This is a genomic window from Arboricoccus pini (assembly GCF_900187945.1).
Lineage (GTDB): Bacteria > Pseudomonadota > Alphaproteobacteria > Geminicoccales > Geminicoccaceae > Arboricoccus > Arboricoccus pini.
Map to the genome: position 1 here is coordinate 40424 of NZ_FYEH01000013.1, position 24854 is coordinate 65277.

General features: G+C 63.8%; 20 protein-coding genes. 8 read left to right on the forward strand and 12 right to left on the reverse strand.

Going from position 1 to position 24854, the window contains the following annotated elements:
- The first annotated feature begins 29 nt into the window (after positions 1-29).
- The gene (locus CFB17_RS15425; protein ID WP_088562466.1) at positions 30-1637 is read left to right on the forward strand and encodes an ABC transporter substrate-binding protein; all 1608 of its coding nucleotides are present in this window, start codon (positions 30-32) and stop codon (positions 1635-1637) included.
- 6 nt (positions 1638-1643) lie between these two features.
- On the forward strand, positions 1644-2822 hold the full coding sequence (locus CFB17_RS15430) for an amidase (RefSeq protein ID WP_088562467.1): 1179 nt from the start codon (positions 1644-1646) through the stop codon (positions 2820-2822).
- Between the two features lie 40 nt (positions 2823-2862).
- Here the strand turns inward: CFB17_RS15430 and hpxZ are convergent, their stop codons facing one another.
- The 8 genes from hpxZ to hutC form a co-directional block, all read right to left on the reverse strand.
- Complete coding sequence (gene hpxZ, locus CFB17_RS15435) at positions 2863-3246, reverse strand: oxalurate catabolism protein HpxZ (protein ID WP_088562468.1); 384 nt, start codon at positions 3244-3246, stop codon at positions 2863-2865.
- Between the two features lie 189 nt (positions 3247-3435).
- Positions 3436-4293, reverse strand: coding sequence for a GGDEF domain-containing protein (locus CFB17_RS15440; RefSeq protein WP_088562511.1), 858 nt, complete (start codon positions 4291-4293; stop codon positions 3436-3438).
- Positions 4294-4808: 515 nt separating this feature from the next.
- Positions 4809-5561, reverse strand: a complete 753-nt coding sequence (locus CFB17_RS15445; RefSeq protein ID WP_243389913.1) for a helix-turn-helix domain-containing protein — start codon at positions 5559-5561, stop codon at positions 4809-4811.
- A gap of 410 nt (positions 5562-5971) precedes the next feature.
- Positions 5972-6190: an LLM class flavin-dependent oxidoreductase gene (locus CFB17_RS15450; protein WP_088562469.1), complete on the reverse strand. Its 219-nt coding sequence runs from the start codon at positions 6188-6190 to the stop codon at positions 5972-5974.
- Between the two features lie 115 nt (positions 6191-6305).
- The gene (locus CFB17_RS15455; protein ID WP_088562470.1) at positions 6306-6893 is read right to left on the reverse strand and encodes a CBS domain-containing protein; all 588 of its coding nucleotides are present in this window, start codon (positions 6891-6893) and stop codon (positions 6306-6308) included.
- Positions 6894-7154: 261 nt separating this feature from the next.
- Positions 7155-7802 carry an OmpW/AlkL family protein gene (locus tag CFB17_RS15460; protein ID WP_088562471.1) on the reverse strand — a complete coding sequence of 216 codons (648 nt, stop codon included), beginning with the start codon at positions 7800-7802 and terminating at the stop codon, positions 7155-7157.
- A 176-nt stretch (positions 7803-7978) separates the two neighbouring features.
- On the reverse strand, positions 7979-9649 hold the full coding sequence (hutU, locus tag CFB17_RS15465) for a urocanate hydratase (protein WP_088562472.1): 1671 nt from the start codon (positions 9647-9649) through the stop codon (positions 7979-7981).
- Between the two features lie 77 nt (positions 9650-9726).
- Positions 9727-10452: a histidine utilization repressor gene (gene hutC / locus CFB17_RS15470; protein ID WP_088562513.1), complete on the reverse strand. Its 726-nt coding sequence runs from the start codon at positions 10450-10452 to the stop codon at positions 9727-9729.
- A gap of 118 nt (positions 10453-10570) precedes the next feature.
- Here hutC and hutF point away from each other — a divergent pair, with 118 nt between their 5' ends.
- From hutF to hutH, 3 genes are read left to right on the forward strand one after another with little or no spacing between them, the layout of a single operon-like run.
- Positions 10571-11932: a formimidoylglutamate deiminase gene (gene hutF / locus CFB17_RS15475; RefSeq protein WP_207762130.1), complete on the forward strand. Its 1362-nt coding sequence runs from the start codon at positions 10571-10573 to the stop codon at positions 11930-11932.
- Between the two features lie 30 nt (positions 11933-11962).
- Complete coding sequence (gene hutI, locus CFB17_RS15480; protein WP_088562514.1) at positions 11963-13171, forward strand: imidazolonepropionase; 1209 nt, start codon at positions 11963-11965, stop codon at positions 13169-13171.
- Positions 13165-14709, forward strand: a complete 1545-nt coding sequence (gene hutH, locus CFB17_RS15485; protein ID WP_322112146.1) for a histidine ammonia-lyase — start codon at positions 13165-13167, stop codon at positions 14707-14709. The genes hutI and hutH overlap by 7 nt, the downstream gene beginning before the upstream one ends.
- On the opposite strand, the gene CFB17_RS19275 is transcribed toward hutH, so the two are convergent.
- Both CFB17_RS19275 and CFB17_RS15495 read right to left on the reverse strand, forming a co-directional pair.
- Entirely contained in the window at positions 14684-14830 is a 147-nt protein-coding gene (locus CFB17_RS19275; RefSeq protein WP_165769644.1) for a hypothetical protein, read from the reverse strand. The genes hutH and CFB17_RS19275 overlap by 26 nt on opposite strands.
- A 621-nt stretch (positions 14831-15451) precedes the next feature.
- Positions 15452-16363 (reverse strand): LysR family transcriptional regulator, encoded by a 912-nt coding sequence (locus CFB17_RS15495; protein WP_088562476.1) that lies wholly within the window; start codon positions 16361-16363, stop codon positions 15452-15454.
- A 120-nt stretch (positions 16364-16483) separates the two neighbouring features.
- On the opposite strand from CFB17_RS15495, the gene CFB17_RS15500 reads away from it, so the two are divergent.
- Positions 16484-17437, forward strand: a complete 954-nt coding sequence (locus tag CFB17_RS15500) for a ring-cleaving dioxygenase (protein WP_088562477.1) — start codon at positions 16484-16486, stop codon at positions 17435-17437.
- Positions 17437-18045, forward strand: a complete 609-nt coding sequence (locus CFB17_RS15505; protein WP_088562478.1) for an alpha/beta hydrolase — start codon at positions 17437-17439, stop codon at positions 18043-18045. The genes CFB17_RS15500 and CFB17_RS15505 overlap by 1 nt, the downstream gene beginning before the upstream one ends.
- A 432-nt stretch (positions 18046-18477) precedes the next feature.
- Here CFB17_RS15505 and CFB17_RS15510 read toward each other — a convergent pair whose 3' ends face one another.
- Together CFB17_RS15510 and CFB17_RS15515 are read right to left on the reverse strand one after the other, a co-directional pair.
- A complete protein-coding gene (locus CFB17_RS15510) occupies positions 18478-20736 on the reverse strand; it encodes a carbohydrate-binding domain-containing protein (RefSeq protein ID WP_133063927.1) in 2259 nt (752 codons plus the stop codon).
- 192 nt (positions 20737-20928) lie between these two features.
- Complete coding sequence (locus CFB17_RS15515) at positions 20929-22323, reverse strand: glycoside hydrolase 5 family protein (protein WP_088562480.1); 1395 nt, start codon at positions 22321-22323, stop codon at positions 20929-20931.
- A 364-nt stretch (positions 22324-22687) separates the two neighbouring features.
- On the opposite strand from CFB17_RS15515, the gene CFB17_RS15520 reads away from it, so the two are divergent.
- Positions 22688-24850 (forward strand): GumC family protein, encoded by a 2163-nt coding sequence (locus CFB17_RS15520; RefSeq protein WP_088562481.1) that lies wholly within the window; start codon positions 22688-22690, stop codon positions 24848-24850.
- Positions 24851-24854 lie beyond the last annotated feature (4 nt).

Genomic DNA, 24854 nt, shown 5'->3' on the forward strand with positions numbered 1-24854 from the left:
CCGCCCTTTGACCTTTTGGAATTTCGCGCATGCTCCCTCTCTCGCGTCGTGTCGCCATGGGGCTCCTGGGCTCCGCGGCGCTGCTGCCGGCCGTCAGCGCCAAGGCCGCCACACCCAAGAACGTCCTGATCGTTGTCGGCGAGCAGGGACCGAACTCGCTAGATACCATGCTGGCGGCCGCGAACGATTATACCCGCATGGTCGACTGGCAGATCTATGACCGGCTGGTGTCGCATGGCACCAAGCAGTTGCCGAACGGCGCGATTGGCTACGACAAAGACGTCATCAAGCCCGAACTCGCGACCAGCTGGGAGGTCAGCGAGGACGGCAAGACGATGATCTTCCATCTCAGGCAGGACGCCACCTTCCACGACGGCACCCCGGTCACTGCCGATGACGTCAAATATTCCTTCGACCGCGCCGTCTCGGTGGGTGGCTTTCCGACGATCCAGATGGCGGCCGGTGCCCTGACCAAGCCTGAGCAGTTCTCGGTGGTCGACAAATATACCTTCAAGATCACCTTCGATGTGCCGAACAAGCTGACCCTGCCGGACCTGGCCGTGCCGGTTCCGGTCATCGTCAACTCCAAGCTCGCCAAGGCGCATGCAACCGAGAAGGATCCCTGGGCGCTGGAATGGACCCAGCGCAACGATGCGGGCGGCGGTGCTTTCAAGGTGCAGAGCTGGAAACCCGGCGACCAGCTCGTCTTTGCCCGCTTCGATGATTGGAAATCCGGCCCAAAGCCGCAATTCGAGCGCGTCGTCTACCGTCAGGTGGCATCGCCCGGCACGCGCCGGGCCCTTCTCGAGAAGGGCGACGTCGACATCTCGGTGGGCCTGCCGCCCAAGGATTATGCCGAGCTTGCCAAGGCGGGCAAGCTCAAGGTCATCGGCACGCCCATCCAAAACGACCTCTTGTTCTTGGACATGAACGTCAAGCTGAAGCCCTTCGACAACCCGAAGGTGCGCGAGGCGATCGCCTACGCGATCCCCTATCAGCAGATCATGGACGCCGCCCTCTATAACCGGGGTGTCGCCATGTTCGGCGGCGATCCGGCCCAGCCCTTCGATGGCAGCTGGCCGCAGCCCTCGAAATTCAGCTACGACCCGGACAAGGCCAAGAAACTTCTGGCCGAGGCAGGCTATCCGGACGGGTTCTCGACCACGCTCTCCTACGACCTCAGCCAGGCGACGACGCGCGAGCCCATCGCGATCCTGGTGCAGGAGGCGCTCCTCAAGATCGGCGTCAAGCTCGAGCTCGAGAAGGTGCCGGGTGCCAGCTGGTTCGCCAAGATGGGTGAGAAATCGATGCCCTTCGTCATCGGCGAATTCTATGGATGGCTGGATACGCCCGAATATTTCTTTTTTTGGACGTTCGACGGCAAGAACAACTCCGTCTTCAACACAGCCAACTATCAAAATCCGGAGTTGGACGCGCTCATCGACAAGGCGCGCTACGAGAAGGACCAGGCGGCCTATACGGGCCAGATCAAGCAAATGACCGAGATCGTCATGAAGGACATTCCCCGCATTCCGCTGGCCAGACTCTTCTATGACGTAGCGATGCAGTCAAACATCGCCAACTATGTCTATTGGTTCCACACCCAAATGGATTTTCGCACCCTCGGCAAGAATTGAACCGCCATGTCGAACTATGAAGGCGCTTTCGTTCCCGGTTCCGACATCGTCATCGCGGGCGCAGCCGAAGGCCCCCTCAAGGGCCTGACTCTGGCGGTCAAGGACCTCTTCGACCTTGCGGGCCACGTGACCGGATGCGGCAATCCGGACTGGGCCAGAAGCCACACGCCCGCCCTTCGCCACGCGCGGGCCGTGCAGCTTCTTCTCGATGCCGGCGCCGAGGTCGTCGGCAAGACGATCACTGACGAGATTTCGCTGGGTCTCCTAGGCCGTAATCAGTTTGAAGGCACGCCCTTGAACCCGAAGGCTCCCGACCGCGTGCCGGGTGGCTCCTCCTCGGGCTCGGCCTCGGCTGTGGCGAGCGGCAAGGCCGATATTGCTCTTGGCACCGACAGCGGCGGCTCGGTCAGGACACCCGCCAGCTTCACGGGCATCTACGGCCTTCGCCCGACGCTTGGGCGCATCCCCATCGAGGGGATGATGGTGCAGTCGCCGAGCTTCGATACGGTAGGCTTTTTTTGCAGGCACGCCGATCTTCTCCCCCTGTTGGGCGACCTGCTGCTCGATGTGGCAACGCGCGTCGAGGGCAAGGTGGAATCGGTTCTCGTCGCAACCGATGCCTTCGCGCTCGGTGAAGGACCGATCGCCGCCTCGGCACCGCTTCTCACGACGAGGCTGGATCGGCTAGGCTTACCGTGGCGCGAAATATCGCTGGCCGAGGGACGGCTTGCCACCTGGGTCGAGAGCCAACGGCTTTTGCAGATGGCCGAGTTCGGCGCCACCTTCGCCCCCTGGGTCGATCGCTGCGTGCCGCGCTTCTCGATCGAGGTCGGCCGCTCGCTGACGATGGCCTCCCTCCTCGACCAGAACCGCCTGCCGGCGGCACGGGCCGTGCGCGCGGAGGTCAAGGCGCGCCTTGACACCCTTTTGGAGGGTCGGCACCTGATCTGCATCCCGACCACCCCCATCTTGCCGCCGCCACGCGATGACGGCCTGGCCGACATGCGCCGCGCGGTGGATCGCATCACCGAAATGACCTCGATCGCCGGCCTGACCGGCCTGCCGCAGATCAACCTGCCTCTGGGCGAGGCAGGCGGCATCCCCTTCGGCCTCTCCCTCATCGGCTGGCGCGGCGGCGACGAGGTGCTGCTCGACATGGCGAGGCGATTGGAGGCGGCGGCCTAGGCACGCCGGGTTGCATCGTCCTGGCGCGCTTTGCACCGGATCACCGCGCAGCCACTTGATGGCTTACATGCGCGCTGACGATGCGCCAGCCCTCGGGCAGGCGAACCCAGGTCTGGCTTTGGCGGCCATGCAGCTCGGCGCCCCCGCGGCGAAATTCAGTATTCACGACCGCCATGTCGCGGCCGAACGTGGTGATTCGGGTCCCCTCCAGAATGCGCGTGGCGTTACCCCAATTGACGGCGCGACGATACTCACGGATCGCCTGGATGCCGTGCAGGACCTCGGCCACGCCATAGCGCAGCGTCCGCGGATCGTCCCAGAACATGTGATCCAGGACCTCGACGTCGTTCGCGACCAAAGCCTGCTCATAGCGGGCGAACAAAGCTTCGATTTCGGCGACGACGTCAGGCCGATTGATCTCCATGTGTTCCCTCCTTTTGGCATTCGCGGGCGGGGCAAGCAAAAAGCTTGCGACGATCGCGCTTCCAAAAGGCTTCCTTGACTGGCTAGAGGCCCGTGGCGGCATCGACGCCCTGCATCGTCGGTCAGGTGGCCGCCGCTCGTGCCGCAACCTCCTCCGCCACGGCGGACGGATTGTCCGATGCATCGGCTTTCAAGCTGAGGCACTCACCGTCCGATTCCGCCCGCCGGTCTTGGCGCGATAGCAGGCATCGTCGGCCCGCTTCAGCAAGGCGGAGCCACCCTGCAGGGCGGCGTTCGAGACCACGCCGGCCGAAAAAGTATAGCTGACGCAAATATCGCCAACCACGCAGGGGGTTTGCGCAAGGTCGGCGCGAATCCGCTCCAGGATCTCCATGGCCTGCTTCGCATCGCCACCAGGCATGACGAGCAGAAATTCCTCACCGCCGATTCGCCCAAACGCATCCGAACGACGCACGCATGCACGCGCGCGGTTGGCAAAGTCGATGAGCACGCTGTCGCCGACCAAGTGGCCGAAATCATCGTTGATGGACTTGAAGTGATCGATATCCAAGATGGCCAGGGCCAGGGGCTCGGATTTGGCCAGCTCCGCCTCGAGCAACGCCATCATAAAGCGGCGATTGGCTAGCCCCGTGAGTTCGTCCGTCTGCGACGCCCGCTGCGCCAAGTCGCGCTCATGGCGTAAATGTCGATCCGAGGCCGCCAGTGCCGTGATATCGACGGCGACGCAAAGCATGCTGCCATTGGCACCGAGCCCCTCGGTCATCCAAAGCCAACTGCCGTCCGTGAGATCGGCTTCAAACGCGCGAAATGACGTCTTGCCGCGCCGGGATGTAGCCGAGGCCAGCCACTTCTCGAAATCATCCGCGACGATGGAGGCGCCATGCGCGTTGGCGAAATTGCGTCGCAGCATTTCCGTCCAGGTCGGATAGCTCCCATCATCGATGCCATAGGACCGGCGAAAGGCGGTATTGGCGAAGACGAGACGGTCGCTTCGATCGAAGATCGAGACCAGAACTGGCGACCCCATGACGAGCTCTGCCAGATGGATAGCAACGCTGCAAAAATCCGCCGAGACCCCGTCAGGCCGCCCAGGTGGAAGATGCGCGCTCCCGCCAGGCTCATCGGCCGATGAGCTTGATAGGCAGGGACCGTTGCCGCTCATTTCCCCACGGTTTTCTCGCCAGCCGACGCAAGCAGCCATGGCAGCAATTTCTACCTCTCTGAACTCGTTTCTCGCGTCGAAGCGGGCGCGCCTAAGGCGCTCCTTTCGACAGCAGGTTCAAGTATAGCGCTCAGAGATTAATAGAATCTTGGGTTGAATTGCTTACGCAAGAATTATCGTCTTGCGTTTGTCTAAACTTAGCTGGCAAGGCTGTTCGCCGGATCGGATCGGCAGAGCGCCGTCTTCCCGGAGACGCGTTCCGCACGTTGCGACGAGCTGACCGGCAGGGCTCGACGTCGCGCAGCCACCGCGAGAGTCTTGCTGTAGGCTTGGCCGACAGCACCGGGGTCCTCTAGGAAGATCGCGGCCGGAACGGCGCCTCAACTGAGGCCCGCTGCCAGGTTTTCGAGACGCTCCTGATCGAGAATCAAGATCTCGTTGGTCGAGGGCAGGTCGATCAGGCGCTGACCGCGCAACCTAGTGAAGGTACGGCTGACGGTTTCGATGGTGAGGCCTAGATAGTCGGCAATGTCGCTGCGTCCCATGGGCAGTTGGATATGGCGACGACTTGGCTTGCTACCCGGACACAGGCGTTGGCGGCCGAGGAGAAACGAGGCCAGGCGCTCGCGTGCCGTCTTGCGGCCGAGCAGCAGCATCTGATCCTGGGCTAGGGCCAGCTCCGCTGAGGCTCTCGCAAGAAGATGCTTTTCCATCGCCGGAAAACGCCGCAAAAGATCTTGCATGTCACCGCGTGTAAAATGGCAGAGATGTACTTCGCCGATGGCTTCCGCGCTGTAGCCATACGTCTCGACCACTGCCAGGCCGAGAAAATCCCCACGCTCGGCAAAGCCGGTGATCTGCCGCCGCCCGTCCGGTAGAAGCTTCGAGAGCCGTACCGTGCCATGGGTTATGTTGTAGAAGGCATCCGCGCGCTGTCCTTCCTCGATAAAGATCTCACCAGAGGCCTGACGCAACTTGCGCGCCGCCGCCATGAGGTGCCGCAATTCGTCGGTCTCGACGACGCCGCACACGCTATCCGCCCTCGCTTCGCAATAGATGCAAAGGTTTGTCGCCACGTTCACGAATGGCGAGGCCACGCGCGAGGTCAACATTTTCGCGAGCGATTTCGGCATGGCGAATCAGTCGTTCCTGGATGATCAACACGTCTGCATATCAGATCATGCCACGCATGCCAGATTGGAAGAGGGACGGCGACAGGCTTCGCCGCTATCACCGCATGGCAGCCCACATGCATGCCGATGCCTGCACAGTTTTGCTGGGCGGATCACGCGCTGGCGCTGTCTGTCGCGATATTGATGCCGACCCTCCGGCATCGGCTTTTGCACGGGCGCCAAGGCCACGACCGAGGGCGGGATCGCGACATGCGTGCCTTCATCGGCAACGCGCCGCACCGTCAACGGCTGTTCGACGACTTCTTAATAATTAAGGGGAGACGCCGGTTTTCTTTGCCACGTCGACGTTGAAGCGCTCCAACTCGCAGGCTTGCTAGCCGCTGCCAACGCCAAGGGCGGCTCGACGCCGCTCAATGGGTCCGGAGCGCCACGGCACCCAGCCTGATGTGCTTGCTGTATCCGGCCGCATGCGCCGCCAGGAGCAAGGGCGAGGCACTGATTGAATAATGAGTGAAATGATGCTCGGCGCACCAGGCGATATCGAAGTCGGCATCCTCGGCGGTCTCGACCATGCGGCGTGTATCGCGAAGGACACCGACAATGGCGCCCGGTTTCTCGCGCGGCGACATAAGATTGAAGGTGCCGCACTTGACCGAATGAGACCCTCGTCAGGCGCGATCGTGCGGCATGATCAGCAAGGAGTATACCCGCTCGATCGAAAAGGTCTCGTGCCAGCTTTCTCGCTCAGCAAGCCAGCCATCGATCGGCTTCCGCAAAGCGCCATGGCATGTCGGGTGTACGAGCTGGCAGCGATGCGCGGCTCGGCCGAACCTGTCGCGGCCTTGCCCCTGGCGTGCCGAGATCGGTGCGGGTGACGAGGCCCACCAGGCGATCCTGGCACAACACCGGCAGGCAACCGATGCGATGGCCCTCCATGAGGCGATGGAGAGTAGCAAGCGGGGTCGATTCGTCGACGGCAATGACATCAGGCGTCATGATCAGTCTCGCGGGCTTGCCGCCGGTCGCCAGATAATCGGCCCAGCTCTGAGCGGCGGGCGCGTCTTGCACCCTGCGCGCAAGGCAGTGCTTGACGCAAAGAAAGTCGCTGCGCCGCACGATGTCGCCGCGGCTTACGATGCCCAGGACCCGATCGGCCGTATCTACGATCGGCAGAATGTCGACGTTGAAGCGGCCCATACGCAAGATCAGGTCGAGCGAGCTCGCGTGCGGGCCCGCCGCTACGACCTGGCGGTTCATCAGCAAGCCGGCGGTGGCGGACTTGAGCCGCCAATCCGCCATCGCTTCGTTCAAAGCCAAGGACAGACTGGGCATAGTTCGTCTCGCTCTCAGGGACTTCGAGGAACAGGCACATGCAGGAAAGCACAGACTCGCTGGCGATACCTTGATTGAAATCAATCGATGCGCCCGATCGGCGCGATGGCATATCCGGGGCCGCCCAAGGCAGAGTCGCGGGCGCGGTAAAGCTTGGCGGCCAGAATGCGACAGGCTAGCGGGCGGACAGCCCCGCGAAGGCGCTACCTATCGTCCATCTACGATCGCGACAGGCGACGGGCACCCGCCTCAATGGGACGACTAGAACTTGTAGCCCAACCCCAAGCCGATGAGCCAGGGATCGACATCGACCTTGGCGTCGATCGACCGGTTCACCTCGGCATTGGTATTGAGGAACAGCTTCTTGACGTCGACATTGAGATACCAATTGCCGACGATCTGCACGTCCATGCCGGCCTGCAGCGCCCAGCCAAAGGAATTGTCGAACTTCAGGCTGTTGGCGATGCCGCTTTCCTTGCTGTCATAGAAGATCGTGTAGTTGATGCCGGCCCCGACATAGGGGCTGAATTTGGCATCCGGCAGGAAATGCCATTGCGCAAGCAAGGTGGGCGGCAGGAGGCTCACCCGGCCCAGCTTCTGGTCGCCCAGCGCGGTGTCCTTGACCTTGACGTCGTGCCGGGTCGTCGCGGCGATCAGTTCGGCCGCCAGATGCCGGGTGAAAAAATAGGTGACGTCAAGCTCGGGAACGACCGTGTTGGAAAGATCCGTATCGCCGCCGATCTTGTCGATCTGCGCCTTGTCGGCCGGGATGACGCCCAGGCCCCGCAGGCGGATCATGACGTCCCCGCCCTGCTTGCCGTGCGTTGCGTTATCCGCCGCCATGGCGACACTGCTCGCACCCGCAAACAACGTTGCGGCAAGAAAGGCTCTCTGCAAACTGCGCTTCATCGTTCGTCACCGCATGCCTGGTTGGCAGGCGGCCCCTACACCATTCAAGAATGGCAGAAGGTTAGCCGAACGTTCAGATGGGGCTTTTGATCCTGATCAAGGCAGCCGCACAGCATGCGCCACCGCGACGATCAAGCCACATCCGACAATGCGATACTGGCCCTGCTTGGTCAGCACTAGGCCAGCCCGGGCAGATCGAGCTGATACTGGCGGGCGCAGGCGATGGCCTCCTCATAGCCGGCATCGGCATGCCGCATCACGCCCGTGGCCGGATCGTTGTGCAGGACGCGGGCGAGGCGACGGTCGGCGGCCTCGCTGCCGTCGCAGACGATGACCATCCCGGCATGCTGGGAAAAGCCCATGCCCACGCCGCCGCCATGGTGGATGGAGACCCAGGTGGCGCCGGAGGCGCAGTTCAAGAGCGCGTTTAAAAGCGGCCAGTCGGAGACGGCATCGGAACCATCACGCATGGCCTCGGTCTCGCGGTTGGGCGAGGCGACGGAGCCCGAATCCAGATGATCGCGGCCGATGACGATGGGTGCCTTGAGCTCGCCCGAGCGGACCATCGCGTTGAAGGCCAGGCCGAGCCTAGCACGATCCCCCAGCCCCACCCAGCAGATGCGGGCTGGCAAGCCCTGGAAGCTGATCCTTGCCCTGGCCATGTCGAGCCAGCGATGCAGGGACGCATTGTCGGCCAGGATCTCCTTCACCTTGGCGTCGGTCCTGAAAATATCCTCGGGATCGCCGGACAAGGCCGCCCAGCGGAAGGGACCGATGCCCCGGCAAAAGAGGGGGCGGATATAGGCCGGCACGAATCCCGGAAAGGCAAAGGCGTCGACGACACCCATCTCCTTGGCCATCTGGCGGATATTATTGCCGTAATCCAGCGTCGGTACGCCCGCTTTGTGAAAGTCGAGCATGGCCTGGACATGAATCGCCATCGATTCCTTGGCGGCCCTGGTGACGGCTTCGGGATCGAGGCGACCTTGCTCCTGATACGCTTCCCAGCTCCAGCCGATCGGTAGATAGCCGTGCAGAGGATCGTGCGCCGAGGTCTGATCGGTGACGATATCGGGCCGCACGCCGCGGCGGACCAGCTCCGGCAGGATCTCCGCAGCGTTGCCCAAAAGGGCAATCGAGCGCGCCTCCTTCCTGGCGCAAGCCTGCTCGATCATGGCCAGCGCCTCGTCCAGGTCGCGCGCTTGGACGTCGACATAACGGGTGCGCAAGCGGAAATCGATGCCGGCCTGGCGACACTCGATGGTGAGCGAGGCGGCACCGGCGAAGCTTGCCGCCAGCGGCTGCGCGCCGCCCATGCCGCCAAGCCCGGCCGTCAGAATCCAGCGGCCGGCGAGCTCGCCGCCATAATGGCGTCGCCCCGCCTCGACGAAGGTCTCATAGGTCCCCTGCACGATGCCCTGGCTGCCGATATAGATCCATGACCCGGCCGTCATCTGGCCGTACATCATGAGCCCCTGACGATCGAGCTCGTTGAAATGCGCCCAGTCGGCCCAATGCGGGACGATGTTGGAATTGGCGATGAGCACGCGCGGCGCATCCACATGCGTGCGAAACACGCCGACCGGCTTGCCGGACTGAACGAGAAGGGTCTCGTCCTCCTCAAGCCTCGCGAGCGTGGCGGTGATTCTGTCGAACGACTCCCAGTCGCGCGCCGCGCGGCCTATGCCGCCATAGACGACAAGTTCCTTGGGATTCTCGGCCACGTCGGGATCGAGATTGTTCATGAGCATGCGCAAGGGCGCTTCGGTCTGCCAGCTCCTGGCCGTCAGCGTCGTGCCGCGCGGCGCGCGGATCTCGATGTCGCGAAAGCGCGTATTGCTCAGCATGACGACCCCTTGCTCAAGTTGTATATGCAAGCTAGCGTGACGAATCGGGCTGTCAACGGAATTGCGGCGGCGAATGATCAACCTGCCTGCTGTCGGCCCGCCAGCTTGTGCCGGCCGCCGGGAATGAGAAGCCGGACCGCCGTGACACCCCGTTCCGCCACGCGCGTACGCCGGCGCATCAGGAGACAGGGGTCCGTGCGCGCGATCGCCAGCAGCCGCGCCTCCCAGGCGGCGGGCAGGACGGCCTCGATCTCGTGCAGCGCCTCGGTCCAGGGAATGAGTGCTGTCAGATAGGCGTTGGGCGTCTGACGGGTGAAGTCCTGCTCGAGATAAGCGGGTGCCACGGCACCGTTCACGTAACGATCTTCGAGCTGGACCGGGATGTCGTCGGCGGCGTGGACGATGACCGAGTGGAAGACCGCATCGCCGATCCCTACGTCCAGGGCCTCGGCCACCTCCGGCGAGGCGCGCGTCGCATCCAGGCTGATGACCGCCGCAGTATGGCGACTGCCGCGCCGGGCGATCTCGTCCGCGATGTTGCCCACCTCGAAGATGCTGGACTGGCCCTTGCCCTGGGCGACGAAACTGCCCAGACCCTTGACGCGCACGATCCGCCCCTCGGCCGCCAGTTCGCGAAGCGCCCGGTTGATGGTCATCCGGCTGACGCCGAGCTGCGCCACCAGCTCGTTCTCGGACGGGATGCGATGACGTGGCGGCCAGTCGCCACTCTGGATGCGCCGCGCGATCAGGCGCTTGATTCCCTCATAGAGAGCAGTGCCGCCCTGCGCGCCGTCATTGCTCATGCTATCCTTGGCGAGGTCCAAATCTGCGATCCCTCGAGTGAGCGGGCCAGGAAAATCCTTGCCGTAGCGGAAAATCCAGTTATTCATCTTGTATAGGCAACACGGGCCGTTGCACAGCATGAAATCCCATCTTTACGCCTCAGAGGCTCTTCTGCCGACCGGCTGGGCCAAGGATGTGCGCCTCACGATCGATGAGGGGCGCATCCTCGAGGTCGTGCCAAACGTGCCGGCCGGGCAGGCGTCACGCGCGGCCGGCCCCGTGCTGCCGGCCATGGGCAATCTCCACAGCCATGCCTTCCAGCGCGCCATGGCGGGACTGGCGGAGCGAGCGGCCGACGGCAGCGACAGTTTTTGGACTTGGCGCGAGGCCATGTACCGGCTGGTCGGCCTCCTGCAGCCCGACGAAATCGAGGCGGTCTCGGCCAAGCTCTATCTGGAGCTCCTGAAAGGCGGCTTTTCCGCCGTGGCCGAGTTCCATTACCTGCACCATCAGCCGGATGGCCGGCCCTATGCCGACCCTGCCGAACTCTCGCGGCGCGTCATGGCAGCGGCCGGACAGACGGGGATCGGCCTCACCTTGCTGCCGGTCTTCTACGCGCATGGCGATTTCGGCGGCCAGCCCGCAGCACCAGGCCAGGCGCGCTTCGTCCACGACGTGGAGGCCTATCTGCGCCTCCTGGATACCCTGGAAGATGATCTTCGGGCGATGAAGGCCGGGCTGGGCATGGCCTTCCACTCGCTCCGCGCTGCCACGCCCGAGGAGATCGGCGCCATTCTGGCAGCCCGGCCAGGACCGACCCCCACGCATATTCACGTGGCCGAGCAGCCACGCGAGGTCGAGGCCTGCCTCGCCTGGAGCGGCCGTCGGCCGGTCCGCTTCCTGATGGACGTGGCACCGGTGGATGCCAATTGGTGCCTCGTCCACGCGACCCACATGGACGAGGCGGAGATGAAGGCCCTTGCCGCGTCCGGCGCCGTGGTCGGCCTCTGCCCGATGACCGAGGCCAATCTCGGCGACGGCCTGTTTCCGGCCACGGCCTATCGCCAGCTTCAAGGTGCCTTCGGCATCGGCACGGACAGCCATGTGGCAACGGACGTGGCGAGCGAGCTGCAGCTGCTGGAACTGGGCCAGCGGCTGCGCGAGTTGAAGCGCAACCGTCTGGCGGACGGGCCGGGCCACTCGGTCGGCCGCAGCCTCTATGAGGCGGCCGGCGTCGGCGCCGGGCAGGCGCTTGCCCGTGGCTTCGGCCTGGCCCCGGGCATGCCGGCCGACTTTTTGGTCCTGGACGGCGACGATCCCTTCATCCAGGCGGCCTCGGGCGACCAGATCCTCGATCGCTGGATCTTCGCCCTGGGCCAGCGCGTCGTGCGCGACGTGATGGTGGCCGGCCGCTGGCGCATACGCGACAGGCACCATGCCGAGGAAGAGGTGATCGACCGGGCCTTTGCCCGCGTACTGCGACGACTGGCCGATGCCTGACCCTGCTCTCAAGCACGAAGGAAAGCGATGATGCTGGCCGACACGATCTGGACGCATGCGCGCCTCGCCACCATGGCGCAAGCGCGCGGGGGGCTTGGCATTGTCGAGGATGGTGCCATCGTCGCGCGCGACGGCCAGATCCTTTATGCCGGCCCGGCAAAGGCGCTGCCGGCGGACCTGGATGCACGCCAGCGCATCGACCTTGAGGGTCGCTGGGTGACGCCGGGCCTCATCGACTGCCACACCCATATCGTCCATGGCGGCGATCGGGCTATGGAATTCGAGATGCGCCTGGAAGGTGCGAGTTATGCCGACATTGCCGCTGCCGGCGGCGGCATCGTCTCAACGGTACGCGACACGCGCGCCGCCGGCCGCGACAGTCTCGTGGCCCAGACGCTTCCCCGCCTCGATGCCCTGATCGCCGAGGGGGTGACGACGATCGAGGTGAAGTCGGGCTATGGCCTCGACGAGACCACCGAGCGCTGCATGCTTGAAGCGGCGGCGCTGCTCGGGCAGCGGCGAAAGGTGGACGTCGTGCGCACCTATCTGGGCGCCCACGCCCTGCCGCCGGAAGCCCGCTCGGATCGGGAGGGCTATCTGGATCTGGTCTGCGAGCGGATGATTCCCTTGATCGCCGCCGAAGGCCTGGCCGATGCCGTGGATGCCTTCCTGGAAGGCATCGCATTCACGCAGGACGAGGTCAGCCGCGTGTTCCAAGCCGCCCGGCGGGCCGGCCTGCCGGTCAAGCTCCATGCCGATCAGCTCTCCGACCTTGGTGGCGCGGCGCTGGCCGCCAGCTTCAAGGCACTTTCAGCAGATCATCTGGAATATGCGAGCGAGGCCGGCGCCGCGGCGATGGGTGCCGCCGGCACGGTTGCCGTCATCCTGCCCGGCGCCTTCTATGTGCTGCGCGAGCGCCAGGCCCCGCCCATCGAGGCCTTCCGCCGCCACGGCGTGGCGCTTGCCGTCGCCACCGACTGCAATCCCGGCACGGCCCCCATCACCTCGATCCTGGCGACGATGAACATGGCCGCCACCTTCTTCCGCCTGACCGTCGAGGAATGTCTCCTGGGCGTGACGCGGGTGGCCGCGCAGGCCCTCGGGCGCTCGGCCCGAATAGGCACGCTCGAGCCCGGCAAAGCCTGCGATCTGGCGATCTGGGACATCGAACGCCCAGCCGAACTCGTCTATCGCCTGGGCTTCAACCCGCTGTGGCAAAGGATCTACCGGGGATCATGACCCTCACTCTGGTTCCAGGCGAGGTCAGCCTCGCGGCATGGCGGGAGCTCTACGAAGGGGCCGCCATCACCCTCGATCCCGCCTGCCGTCAAAGCGTGGAGCGGGCGGCCGCCACGGTCGCGGCGATCGTTGGCGACGGCCAGCCCGTTTACGGGATCAATACGGGCTTCGGCAAACTGGCGACAGTGAGGATCGCGTCCGGCGACCTTGCCCGCCTGCAACACAACATCGTGGTCTCACATGCGGCGGGCGTGGGTGAGCCCTTGCCGGCACCGGTCACCCGGCTCGTCATGGGATTAAAGCTGGCGAGCCTGGCGCAGGGCGCATCGGGAGTTCGCTGGGCAGTGATCGAGCATCTCGCGGCCTGCCTCGCGGCCGATCTTCTACCGGTCATTCCGGCGCAGGGCTCCGTCGGCGCTTCCGGCGACCTCGCACCCCTTGCCCACCTGGCCTGCGCCCTCATCGGCATCGGCGAGGTGACGCTCAAAGGCAAGCCCATGGCGGCCGCCTCGGCGCTGTCGATTCTAGGCCTCCCCCCGCTCGAACTGGCGGCCAAGGAAGGCCTGGCCCTCTTGAACGGCACCCAGGTCTCGACCGCGCTGGCGCTGGCCGGCCTGTTTGCGGCCGAGGATGCTTTCCAAGCGGCCCTTGTCACGGGAGCGCTCGCGACTGACGCCGCGCGCGGGTCCGATGGCCCATTCGATCCGCGCATCCACGCCGTGCGGCGCCACCAAGGTCAGAGCGAGGTCGCGGCTACGTTGCGGGCTCTGATGGCGGAAAGCGGCATTCGACGCTCGCATCTCGTCAACGACGACCGGGTCCAGGACCCCTATTGCATCCGCTGCCAGCCGCAGGTCATGGGGGCCTGCCTCGACGTTCTACGCCAGGCGGCGGCGACGCTCGGCATCGAGGCCAACGCCGTCTCCGACAATCCGCTCGTCTTCCCTGCGGCGAACGAGGTCATTTCCGGTGGTAATTTCCATGCCGCGCCCGTGGCCTTCGCCGCCGACATGATCGCGCTTGCGCTTTGCGAGATCGGCTCGATCACCGAGCGGCGGATTGCCATGCTGGTTGATCCGGCCCTCTCCGGCCTCCCCGCTTTTCTTACCCCGGCTCCTGGCCTGAATTCGGGGTTCATGCTGCCGCAGGTAACGGCGGCGGCCCTGGTGGCGGAGAATAAGCAGCGAGCCCACCCGGCAAGCGTCGATTCCATTCCAACCTCCGCCAACCAGGAGGACCACGTCTCGATGGCGACGCACGCCGCAAGGCGACTTTTGCCCATGGCCGAGAATCTCATCCAGGTCGTCGGCATCGAACTCCTCGCGGCCGCCCAGGGTTGCGATTTCCACGCTCCCCTTTCGACCAGCGAGGCGCTGGGCCGGGTGCACGCCGCCCTTCGTCAGCGCGTGCCGATGCTGAGGGAGGACCGGCTGATGGCGCCCGACATGAGCGCCGCCGCCGACCTCGTCAGAAGCGGTCAGATAGCACGGCTGGCGGGCCTGGAGCTGCCGGCTATTTCGCGCGAGCGCCGGACATGAACAGCATGACGGCCCCGCCGACGACCAGGGCGACGAGAATACCCCAAAGCCCGATCCACATTCCCGAAACGATGCCGGCCAAAACGCCGATGATCATCGAGACGCCATAGCGCAAGGGCATGTCGATCTCCTTCTGTTCACATGCTCATTAATGGCCGACGCGGGCGGAAGTTGCCAAACCGGCGGGTGCAAGGTCGCAACCACCTAAGGTGGCAGCGATGATCCGGCCAGCCGACGCCGCGACCCTGTCGTAGTCAGCGGGCGGCACCATGGCACCGATGAGGAAGACGGTAGCCAGGATCGGCGCGCCGCTTCGTGTCGCTTAGAAACGCGGTGTTCAAGATGGACTTGATACGGGCCCGACGGGAGATCGTGTCGCCGATCGAGCGGACTCGGCCCTCCAGCCGGGCGGTCCGCCTATCAGGCGGCGTGGTAGATTGACTGTCCTGTGGTCGCTCCACTGGACGGCGGCGACGGCCGGGGCATCCACGCATGCAGCCGGCGCAGTGGCCGAGACCGCATCGATGCCGGCGCGCCGGCCGCTGGCCAATGAACGTGCGTTGAGCCATCCCGTCGACGCGATGGCAAGCAAACCGGCGGCAGGCGATCGACGACTCGGTTCCAGCGTCATCTGGATCGTCTGCCGGTTGGCCGACCTCCCGCCTGGCGGGAAGGGCATTCGCGGAACAGACCAGCTGGCCTGCACGCCGGCCCGGACGGGTTTCGGCGATCGTCGTCGCTTTCAGCCGGCGATGGCCCAGGGCGACTTGCCCAGATGCAGCGCCAGATAGGTGCTGAGGGCCTCGACATGCGGCGGCCTCGGGCTGGAGGGCGGCGTGAGCACGTGGAGGGCGATGCCGGGCGGCGACCAGTCCGGCATCACGGTCTCGAGGGTGCCGGTCAAAAGATCCTCCCAGATGAGGAACTCCGGTTGCAGCGCCAGTCCCAGCCCTTCCTTGACGGCCACGGCCAGCGCCTCGGCATTATTGGCGCGCAGCGGGCCTGAGGGAGCAATCGAGATCTCGGCGCCATCAAGATGTGTGAAGCGCCAGCGATCGGGATTGGGAAGGTTGGCATAGCTCAGACAGACATGCCGCTCGAGGTCGCGGGGATGCAAGGGGCGTCCGTGACGGGCGAGATAGGCGGGGCTGGCCACCAGGTGCCGACGGACCTGGCAGAGACGGCGGGCCCGCAGGCGCGAATCGGAGAGTGCCGCGATGCGCAGCGCCATGTCGTAGCCCTCGCCGATCAGGTCCACCTGCGCATCGGAGAGATGCAGGTCGATCGCGATCTCCGGGTGCTCCCGAAGGAAGGCTGGCAGCAGCGGGGCGACGTGGCCGATGCCGAACGACATTGGTACGGCCAGCCGGATCGTGCCGCGCATCGTCTTGCCGCTAGTCGTCGCCTCGGCCTCCTGCCCGGCCGCCAGGATGCGGGCCGCGCCGGCGAGCGCCTCCCGCCCGGTTTCAGTCAAGGCCAGTCGACGGGTGCTGCGGTGGAAAAGAGGACGACCCAGATGCGCCTCCAATCGTGTCACCGCCTTGGAAACGGTCCCTTTGGAAAGGCCGAGCTCGCTCGCGGCCCCGGCGAAAGAGCTGCGCTCGGCGACCTTGGCGAAGATCGCCCAGGCGGTGAAATCCGGAAGACGTTGCATTGATCAAATCTGGAAACGATGTGTTTCGATTATTTCTATTTTTGCGATGATCGGCAAGGTCCATCTCTGCCTCCAGAGAATGTGTGATAACGCATCACCATCATGACGAGGAATGATCCGATGGCTGGACTTGGGCTTCATCATGTGACGGCGATCAGTGGCCCGGCGCGCCGGACGCTCGATTTCTACGGCCGCGTCCTGGGCCTGCGGCTGGTCAAGAAGACCGTCAATTTCGACGATCCTGGCACCTATCATCTTTATTTCGGTGACGAGGGCGGCAGCCCGGGCTCGATCCTGACCTTCTTTCCTTGGGAACATGCGGCACCCGGCCGTCTGGGTATCGGCACGACGGAGCGGACGCTCTTTCGCGTGCCCGAGGGCTCGATCGGCTTTTGGACCCAGCGTCTTTTGGTTGAGGGTGTGGCGCACGAGCAGCCGGTGCGGCGCTTCGGCCAGACCGTCCTTGCCTTCAAGGATCCGGATGGACTGAGCCTTGGCCTTGTCGGGGTGAGCGGGGCGGCGACGGAGCCGGGCTTTGCCAGCGCTGAGATCGCGGCCGCTGATGCCATTCGCGGTTTTGCGGGTGTGGCGCTGCTGATCGAGGCGGCCGAACCCACTGCTGCCATCCTTGTCGATGTCTTCGGCTACGAGGAGATCGGCCGGGAGGACGGAATCATTCGCCTAGAGGCCAAGGCCGGCATGGGTGGCATCGTCGACCTGCACGCGGCGGGCCCGTTCCTGCCCGCTCGACTTGGAGCCGGCAGCGTGCACCATATCGCGTTCCGGGCGGCCGACGACGCAGCCCAGGCCGCCATGGCCGACAGGCTGCGCCAACGGCACGGATTGCTGACCACAGAGCAGAAGGACCGCAACTATTTCCGCTCGGTCTATTTCCGCGAGCCAGGCGGCGTCTTGTTCGAGATTGCCACCGACGCGCCCGGCTTCGCGGTCGATGAGGATCAGGCATCGCTGGGAGAGGCGCTGAAGCTGCCGCCCTTTCTCGAGCCCTATCGTCGCAGCATCGAGGCCAACCTGCCGGATCTCGGTCCGACGACGACTAAGGAGGTCGCGTGATGACAGCGGCTCTTTCGTTCCAGCACGTCTTCGAGCCCGGAAGCGAGCCGCCGCTCCTGCTGTTGCACGGCACGGGCGGCGACGAGCATGACCTGCTGCCGGTCGGCCGGCTGCTGGCGCCCGGCCGGGCGCTTCTCTCGCCGCGCGGCCAAGTCCTCGAGCGGGGCGCGCCGCGCTTCTTTCGCCGGCTGGCCGAAGGGGTGTTCGACGAGGTGGACATCCGGCGGCGCGCGGCCGATCTCGCGGCCTTCGTCGGCGAAGCACGTGCGGCCTATGGTCTTTCAGCCCCCGTGGCGGTGGGCTTTTCCAACGGCGCGAACATGGCGGCGGCATTGCTGCTCCTGCATCCTGACGTGCTGGCGGGGGCCGTGCTGCTGCGCGCCATGGTGCCGCTCGACGAACCGGGCAGCGGTCCGCTCGATGGCCGTCCTGTCCTCATCCTCTCCGGCGCCATGGATCCGATCGTCCCCGAGGCGAATGCCCAGCAGCTGGCCCGCCAGCTGGAGGAGGCCGGAGCAAGGGTCCGCCACGAAATTTTGCCAGGTGGCCATAATCTCGGCCAGCAGGACGTGACGCGCGCCGCCGCCTGGCTGGGCGGGCTTCCCTAAGTTCATGACACGAATATAGGATTGCGATCCGGTCCGGGCGTCAGGTGGACGAGCCGCGACGCCCGGTGCCGGAGACTTTCTTCGACTCATAGCCGTCGCTGCGGTCGGTGCCGTGATCGGCCTCAATCACGGCCTCACGAACAAGCCCTTGGGTCTTGCGGCCTCGTTTGCCTGGCGGCGGCGCTGATCACCGGCACCTCCTGTGCGGGGTTCGACGGTCGGCCGGACCCGGTGAGCCAGGCCCTTCAAGCGATCCGGGGCGTAATGGCGGGCTGGACTTCATTGATGCTGGCACAAGCGGCATCGCCATGAAGACGGCCTCGCATGTCGGTCGACCACTCGATCGCGGTCGCCACGGCCCAAGGCGATCAAGGTCCTCGAAACCTGCCTTGGGCCGTCGCTATAGGCTGTCACCCATGGCTGGGCGCAAGCTCAGGCGACTTCGACGATCATCGGATGATCGCTGACGCCGATCTGGACGTGATCGACGTTGTGGTAGGTGTTGATCGCGTCCGCCGAGATCAGCGGGTCGTAGACCTTGACCGTGCCATAGCTGTGCTGGAGGTCAACCTCGACGGTAGAGGTCGCCGCCTTGATCTCCGTCCGGGATGTGCTGTTCCACAAACTGGGCTCTGCCCACACGGCGATGTCATGCGCGCCGTTCGACTTTTCCATGACTACCGTATTACCGCTCTGCGGCAGGCCCTTGAGATCGTAGGAGAACGTATCGGTCGTGAACGACGCGGCGGTGCTACCCGAATCCTCAAGGATCGTCATCAGATTGTGGAGCCCGACGGCGGCCGGCTTCGCCTTCCAGTCGGAATCGAACAAGCCCCAGTTCGATCCCTCCTCACCCGGCCTGTCGAAAAGGTCGGCCAACTCATAAAGGATGGCACCGGCAAAGCCCTGCTTGGCAACATCCATGACGAGATCGAGCGTGTATTTCGCTTGCACGCTCTCACTGACACCCATCGAGCCGCTGCCGGTATTGTACCCCGTCTCGGTGATCAGCGTGTTCTTGCCGTCGTCCATCGAGTCCGAAGGCATCCGTCCATACTCGGCCAGCACGTCGGCGGGTGCCGTGCTACCGAAATAGACATGGGCGTTGCCCAGGTCCTCGTAGCTGTTCGCATAGGGCTTGAAAGCGGAGGAATCCGACGCGGAAACACTGAAGGAGACGACCGGAATGTCGTGCAGATCGGACGCGTTATTGATCGCTTCGAAGATCGCCTTTTGCGTCGCGATCGCCCCGCTGACGCCCGAGGCGCCATTGAAGCTGACCGGCCAGAAATTGACCTCGTTCGGGCCTTCGATGGTGCGGATATGCGGCGCCAGCTCATGCATGTTCGCGAGCTGGTCCGACCATTTATTTACATTATTGTCGACGATGACGTCGAAATCGATCCCATGCGCTGCCAGAGTCTTCAAAAACGGCATGTCGCCGTCGGAAGCGGTGGTACGAATATAGCCGATGCCCAAGTATTCCAGCGCGTTGACGAACGCTGCCTTGTCGCCATAGGCGGTATCAAGATAGTTCGCGTGCTGATTGACGCCGATCAGATCGTGGAAATCGGCAGCACGGATCGACTTCAGGTTGTACGAATCCGCCGAATCGCTCGAGGACACCGTGAACGATTTTGTCTGATTATAATACATGTTGGCCGAGACGTCGTAGACTTTGCCATCGTATTCGGCGGACTGGAAATACAGGTTGCGGTCCTGTGACGAATTTCTCCCCACAGCATCGTTGATGAAGTTGACATCGATCTTGTGTTCGCCGGAACCAAGATTTCCGGAAATGTCGAAGCGTTGCAGATCGCCCTTTGCATGACTGCTCGTCACCGTATAAGTGTCGCCGAATTTCTTTCCATCGACATAGACGGTGAACTGGGCATCGCCCTGGAAAGAATCCTCGGACATCCACAAGGTCAGCTTGCCGCCCGAATCGCCGGAGGTGGTCGTACCCGCGCCCGAGTTCTCTATGGTGAAGGATTTAGTCTGGTAATTCAGCATTTCGGTAGACACTTGGTAGGTCTTGCCGTCGTATTCAGCTGAATGAAGGTAGAGATTACGATCCTTGCCAGATTCATGGTCGTAAAGATCGTTAATGAACTCAATGCCTATTTTGTGTTCGCCGCTGCCGAAATCGCCGTTGATGACGATTTTCTGAAGATCTCCTTTAGAGTGACTGCTCGTCACCGTGTAGGAATCGCCTATCTTCTCGCCGTCGATATAGAGGTTGAATTTCGCGTCACCGAGATAGGCATCCTCAGACATCCACAAGACAAGCTGGCCATCGGAGCTGCGCGACGAACTCGACGTTTGCGTTTGAACATCGAAACTCATCGTGCCGGGTCGCCCTTGGCGTACGTTAAGATCAAAGTTCTCATCCTTATATTCATAGGAATCTAGGTATAAGTTTCGATCGTCATCGGTAGACGGTCTATAGAGATCGTTAAGAAATGTGATATCGACGTGATGTATTCCTGATCTCCAGTCGCCTCGTATGACGAATTGTTCAACTTCATCCTTCCCATGTTGGGCAGATACGGTTTGTACGCCATCAATGGTGACACCATCAACCTTGATGATGAATTTTGCGTCGTCGAGATACTTATCCTGCGAGAGATTGACGATAAAAGACGCGTCGCCGACGCCGAGGACTTTCATCTTAGCCACGGTTGTACTCACCAGGCGGCTCCTTCGCAGATTGAATTCCACCTTCGATTTAAAAACAGCAGACCATCAAGTAAAATACTTTATGTTTTCTAAAATTATCTGGGATATGTCTATGTATTCGTTATTTCTTTCATAGTCGTGTCGTCAACCGCCGTAGCTGACCGGACACTGGCCACGATAGCCGCCCATCTTCCTATTCGTGCCTCAATCCTGGCGGAGTACGACGGCGACAATCCGGTCCTCGAGCGGCAACGACGGCAACGGTGTGCGACCTTCCACCGCATGCCGGACGAACGTGCCATCGGCGGCGTAACGGTGCCAGGCGACCGCGCGCAGCCCCGGTGACAGCGACAAAGAGAGGTCGCCTTCTGGCACTTCGATGTCGGTGAAAGGCTTGGTTGCCGAGGAGCTGCTGGCAACCTCGTGCCAGTAGAGGAGCACGAGATCCTGCAGCGAGCGACGCAGGAGAAGAGCGTGGACATATTGCGGCCGATCGTATCCCTCAGGAAGGCTGAAGGAGAGCTCGACGGGCGCTGGCAAAGATGAGGCGGGCGTGCCGTCCTGTCCGTCGTCCAACAGGTCGAGCAGGCCCTTGAGCGCTCGATAAGCCGGCTTTGGCGTCGCGTCGGCGCGAAGGAGGCCGAAATGGCTATCGCGCTCTTGGCCTCCGGGATCGGGCCTAAGATCGATGATCTCATAGAGATAGGCGCGCTTGATGCCGAGGCGGAAATACTCGGCGACGAGGCGAGGCATGTATTTGGCCTGCGTCGCCTCGGAAGAGCCGCCAGCGAATGTTGAATAGCCGGTCTCCGTGGCCGACATGGGCTTGGGCGCGAAGGGGGGAGCGTAGGTGGTGAAGTTGGCCGGGAACTCGTCCAGGGCCGCCGAAGGAAAGGTGGCCGAGCTGTAATATCGCGCGATGCCGCCATAGCGGAACGGCGGCGAGAAGGGATTGCCGCCCGGATAAGGATGGAAATTACCCCAGTCGACGGCATCGGTCAGCGACCCGGCGGCGAAGGGGTTGGGGTAGCCGCCGCCGGGGTCGTACGTCCGACCGAGGCTGGGGCCGATGATCGTGAGGTCGGCCAGATCGGGCGCCGACTTGAAGTAAGTGTAAAGGTCGCGCTGGTAGCTAAGGACACCTTCGGGAAAGCCCTGGCCGTGCCAACGATAGCGAGGGCCGCGCCAGAAGAGATCGGGCTCGTTCGGCCCCTCGATCGCCGCCAGCACCTTCGCTTTGGCATTGGCCTTGCGCACCAACGTAGCAATCGTGGCGGGGCTGCCATATTCCGGGCCGGCCGTCAGAAGGCTCATCACGCCTCGGGAGGCAAGCTCGGGCGCGAATTCGGGGTCATACCCACGCAGATGCCTGACCCCCAGATCCACGATCGCCTGGGCTATTTGCTGCCGATAGCGGCCATAGCTCGTGTCCCGATAGTCCCAGTGCGCGCTGACGCCGACACTGTCCAGAAAGTCGCGCGCTGTGCCACTCGGTTGCAGGGTCAGATGGCCCGTGGCCGCTGCCGCCCAGAGCCGGCGTGGGGCCAGGCCAAGCATCGCCGAGCCAGCGACCAGGGAGCGCCTTGTTACCTTCGCCATCACGTCTTTCTCCGGCTGCGCTTGTCCGCAGATGCTGCCTCGCGCGGCAGCGACCCCGTTGCACCTGCCGCCATTCGGACGACATTTCGCTAAATTCAAATCTACGTACGTATCATGATAAGGTAGAGTGCCATCGGACTATTTCGTGCAGGACGAAAGATGGCATTCTCTGTCCTGGCGACCAACCTTGCACCGCGACCGGCTCCACGGCGTGACGAGGCCAGTCTCCGTAGGGGGATCTCGGCCATGTGCATGGGCGGCATATTCAGCCGCGATGCGGGCGGTGATCGCATATTGACCTTGTTGGCTATATTAGGCCTGACGCCGCCCTTTTCGCGCGGGCGCCTATGATGATGGATCGGCGATGAACGAAGCTATGACGAGAACAGGTGGCCTACCGCTGGAGATCAGCTGGGCTGACGTGCTGCGGGTCTGGCGGCGTTGGATCGTTGTGATTGGCCTCATAGCGTTGGGCGGCGGCGCTGCTGCCGTCTATCTCGCGAGCCGCATCGAACCGACCTACGACACGCAGTCGGTCATCCTCTTCGACAGGCCGGACGCCGGCAAGATCAAGGGTGCAGCCGAGACCGCGCCCATCGATGCGTCGACGCGGGCCTGGCTGGTGCGCAGCCAGGTCGAGATCCTGCGCAGCAGCAACCTGGTGCGCGAGGTCGTCGACGAACTGCATCTGACCGACGAGCCCATGTTCCAGCCCAAGGGACCGGGCTTGGTCGGCACCGGTGTCGCCTATGCCAAGACCTTTCTGTCTCAATGGTTGCCAAGCCTGAAGCCGCAGCCCGTCGAGAACCTGGCCGATGCGGATTCGGTCACGCGCGAATATCTGAATCGCCTGACGGTCCAGCAGGATCCCGACACCTATATCCTGCGCGTGGGCTTTCGCGCGCCCGACGCGGCGCTCGCCGCCAAGATCGCCAATGCGCATACCCAGGCCTATTTCGCCTGGCTTCAGCAGCAGGGTGCTGGTGCTATCGGCGGCACGTCGGACTGGTTGAAGCAGGCCGTCGACAGCGCCCATGACCGCCTGATCACGGCTGAGAACAATGTCGAGGCCTATCGCTCGAAAAACGCTCTCGTCGACGTCGGCGGTCGCACCGCCCTGGAGCAGCAACTGGCGCAAATGAGCGCCGATCTCGCCGCTGCCCAGGCCGCCATGGTCTCCAAGCAGGCCCGCGCCAACGAGATCCTCCGCCTGCAGCAGGCGGGTCAGGTCGAGGGTATCGTCTCGATGTCGGGCTCGCGGACCCTTGAGGAGCTGGAGTCTCAGCTGGGTCAGGTCTCTGCCAACGTCGCCTCCCTGGAGAGCGTGCGCGGCAGTGCCTATCCCGATGTGCGGACGGCGCGCGCCAGCCGCGACAAGCTGCAATCCGCGGTCCGGAGCGAGATCGGCAAGATCATCGAGGGTGAGACGAGCGAGGCCAAGATCGCCGCCGCCAACGTCCAGCAGCTGACTGTGGCTTTGAACGAGCTCAAGTCAAAGACCCTGGGCGCCGAGAACCAGCGCGCCGAGCTCAGCCGGCTCGAGGGCGAGGCCGAGACGGAGCGGAGCGTCTATCTCTCCCTGCTCCAGCAGATGCGCGGCTATGACCGGGCGGGCGAGCTCATCAAGGCCGATGCCACGCTGCTCTCGCCGGCTCTCATCCCCGACATGCCAAGCTCGCCTCGCACCGGTCTCTTCGGCATCTTCGGCTTTTGCATCAGCGGCGGCCTCTCGGCCCTGGCCCTGGTCTGGCGCGAGAACCGGCGCGAGGTCGTTCGCCACACCGGCGACATGACGACCTACTCCGGTGTGCGATGCATAGGCATCATGCCGAAATTCAGCCGTCGCCGGCAGGGCAGCTGGGATCGCTCTCACGCGAAGTATCTGTTCTTCCGCGAGGAGCTGCGCTCGATCTGCGCGCATCTCCTGCGCAGCCCCTCCCGCGGTCTGCGCAAGAACATGACGGTCCTCGTCACTTCGGCCCTCCCGGGCGAAGGCAAGTCGACCTTCTCCTATGAACTCGGCCGCTTCGCCGCGGAGAATGGCGTGCGGGTGCTTCTCGTCAGCACCGACCTGAAGAGCAAGAACGCGCTGATGGGCACGTTCCCGGCCTCGCTCGAGCCCTCGCTCAGCTTTGATGGCGTCGTCTGGCCGGCCCCGGCCACGACCTGGGAGACCGACAGACGCCAGCTGCTCGCGAGCTGGCAGCAGGAATACGGCCTGATCGTCATTGATACGCCGCCCCTTTCTGCGATGGCCGCCAGTGCCATCCTGGCGCCGATGGCGGACGACACGCTGGTTTTGGGTAGGGTCGACCAGACGCCGCGCCTGCTCCTCAACAGCGTGGTGCGTCAGATCGAGGCCAGCGGTGGCCGCGTGGCCGGCACAGTCTTGACCTTCGCGCAGCTGGACCAGAAGAAGGGACTTCTACCCTCGGACTTCGGCTATTATTTCCAGCGCAATCGAGAATATCTGCAGGTCAGCAAAGTGCCCCAGATCCGCGACGACTCGCGCTCCTCGAACGGCTGAGTAA

Excerpts from the sequence above, each read along its gene's own strand:
- CFB17_RS15425 (WP_088562466.1), top strand. The coding sequence starts at position 30 with ATGCTCCCTCTCTCGCGTCGTGTCGCCATGGGGCTCCTGGGCTCCGCG.
- CFB17_RS15430 (WP_088562467.1), top strand. The coding sequence starts at position 1,644 with ATGTCGAACTATGAAGGCGCTTTCGTTCCCGGTTCCGACATCGTCATC.
- hpxZ (WP_088562468.1), bottom strand. The coding sequence starts at position 3,246 with ATGGAGATCAATCGGCCTGACGTCGTCGCCGAAATCGAAGCTTTGTTC.
- CFB17_RS15440 (WP_088562511.1), bottom strand. The coding sequence starts at position 4,293 with ATGGGGTCGCCAGTTCTGGTCTCGATCTTCGATCGAAGCGACCGTCTC.
- CFB17_RS15445 (WP_243389913.1), bottom strand. The coding sequence starts at position 5,561 with ATGCCGAAATCGCTCGCGAAAATGTTGACCTCGCGCGTGGCCTCGCCA.
- CFB17_RS15450 (WP_088562469.1), bottom strand. The coding sequence starts at position 6,190 with ATGTCGCCGCGCGAGAAACCGGGCGCCATTGTCGGTGTCCTTCGCGAT.
- CFB17_RS15455 (WP_088562470.1), bottom strand. The coding sequence starts at position 6,893 with ATGCCCAGTCTGTCCTTGGCTTTGAACGAAGCGATGGCGGATTGGCGG.
- CFB17_RS15460 (WP_088562471.1), bottom strand. The coding sequence starts at position 7,802 with ATGAAGCGCAGTTTGCAGAGAGCCTTTCTTGCCGCAACGTTGTTTGCG.
- hutU (WP_088562472.1), bottom strand. The coding sequence starts at position 9,649 with ATGCTGAGCAATACGCGCTTTCGCGACATCGAGATCCGCGCGCCGCGC.
- hutC (WP_088562513.1), bottom strand. The coding sequence starts at position 10,452 with ATGAGCAATGACGGCGCGCAGGGCGGCACTGCTCTCTATGAGGGAATC.
- hutF (WP_207762130.1), top strand. The coding sequence starts at position 10,571 with ATGAAATCCCATCTTTACGCCTCAGAGGCTCTTCTGCCGACCGGCTGG.
- hutI (WP_088562514.1), top strand. The coding sequence starts at position 11,963 with ATGCTGGCCGACACGATCTGGACGCATGCGCGCCTCGCCACCATGGCG.
- CFB17_RS19275 (WP_165769644.1), bottom strand. The coding sequence starts at position 14,830 with ATGCCCTTGCGCTATGGCGTCTCGATGATCATCGGCGTTTTGGCCGGC.
- CFB17_RS15495 (WP_088562476.1), bottom strand. The coding sequence starts at position 16,363 with ATGCAACGTCTTCCGGATTTCACCGCCTGGGCGATCTTCGCCAAGGTC.
- CFB17_RS15500 (WP_088562477.1), top strand. The coding sequence starts at position 16,484 with ATGGCTGGACTTGGGCTTCATCATGTGACGGCGATCAGTGGCCCGGCG.
- CFB17_RS15505 (WP_088562478.1), top strand. The coding sequence starts at position 17,437 with ATGACAGCGGCTCTTTCGTTCCAGCACGTCTTCGAGCCCGGAAGCGAG.
- CFB17_RS15515 (WP_088562480.1), bottom strand. The coding sequence starts at position 22,323 with ATGGCGAAGGTAACAAGGCGCTCCCTGGTCGCTGGCTCGGCGATGCTT.
- CFB17_RS15520 (WP_088562481.1), top strand. The coding sequence starts at position 22,688 with ATGAACGAAGCTATGACGAGAACAGGTGGCCTACCGCTGGAGATCAGC.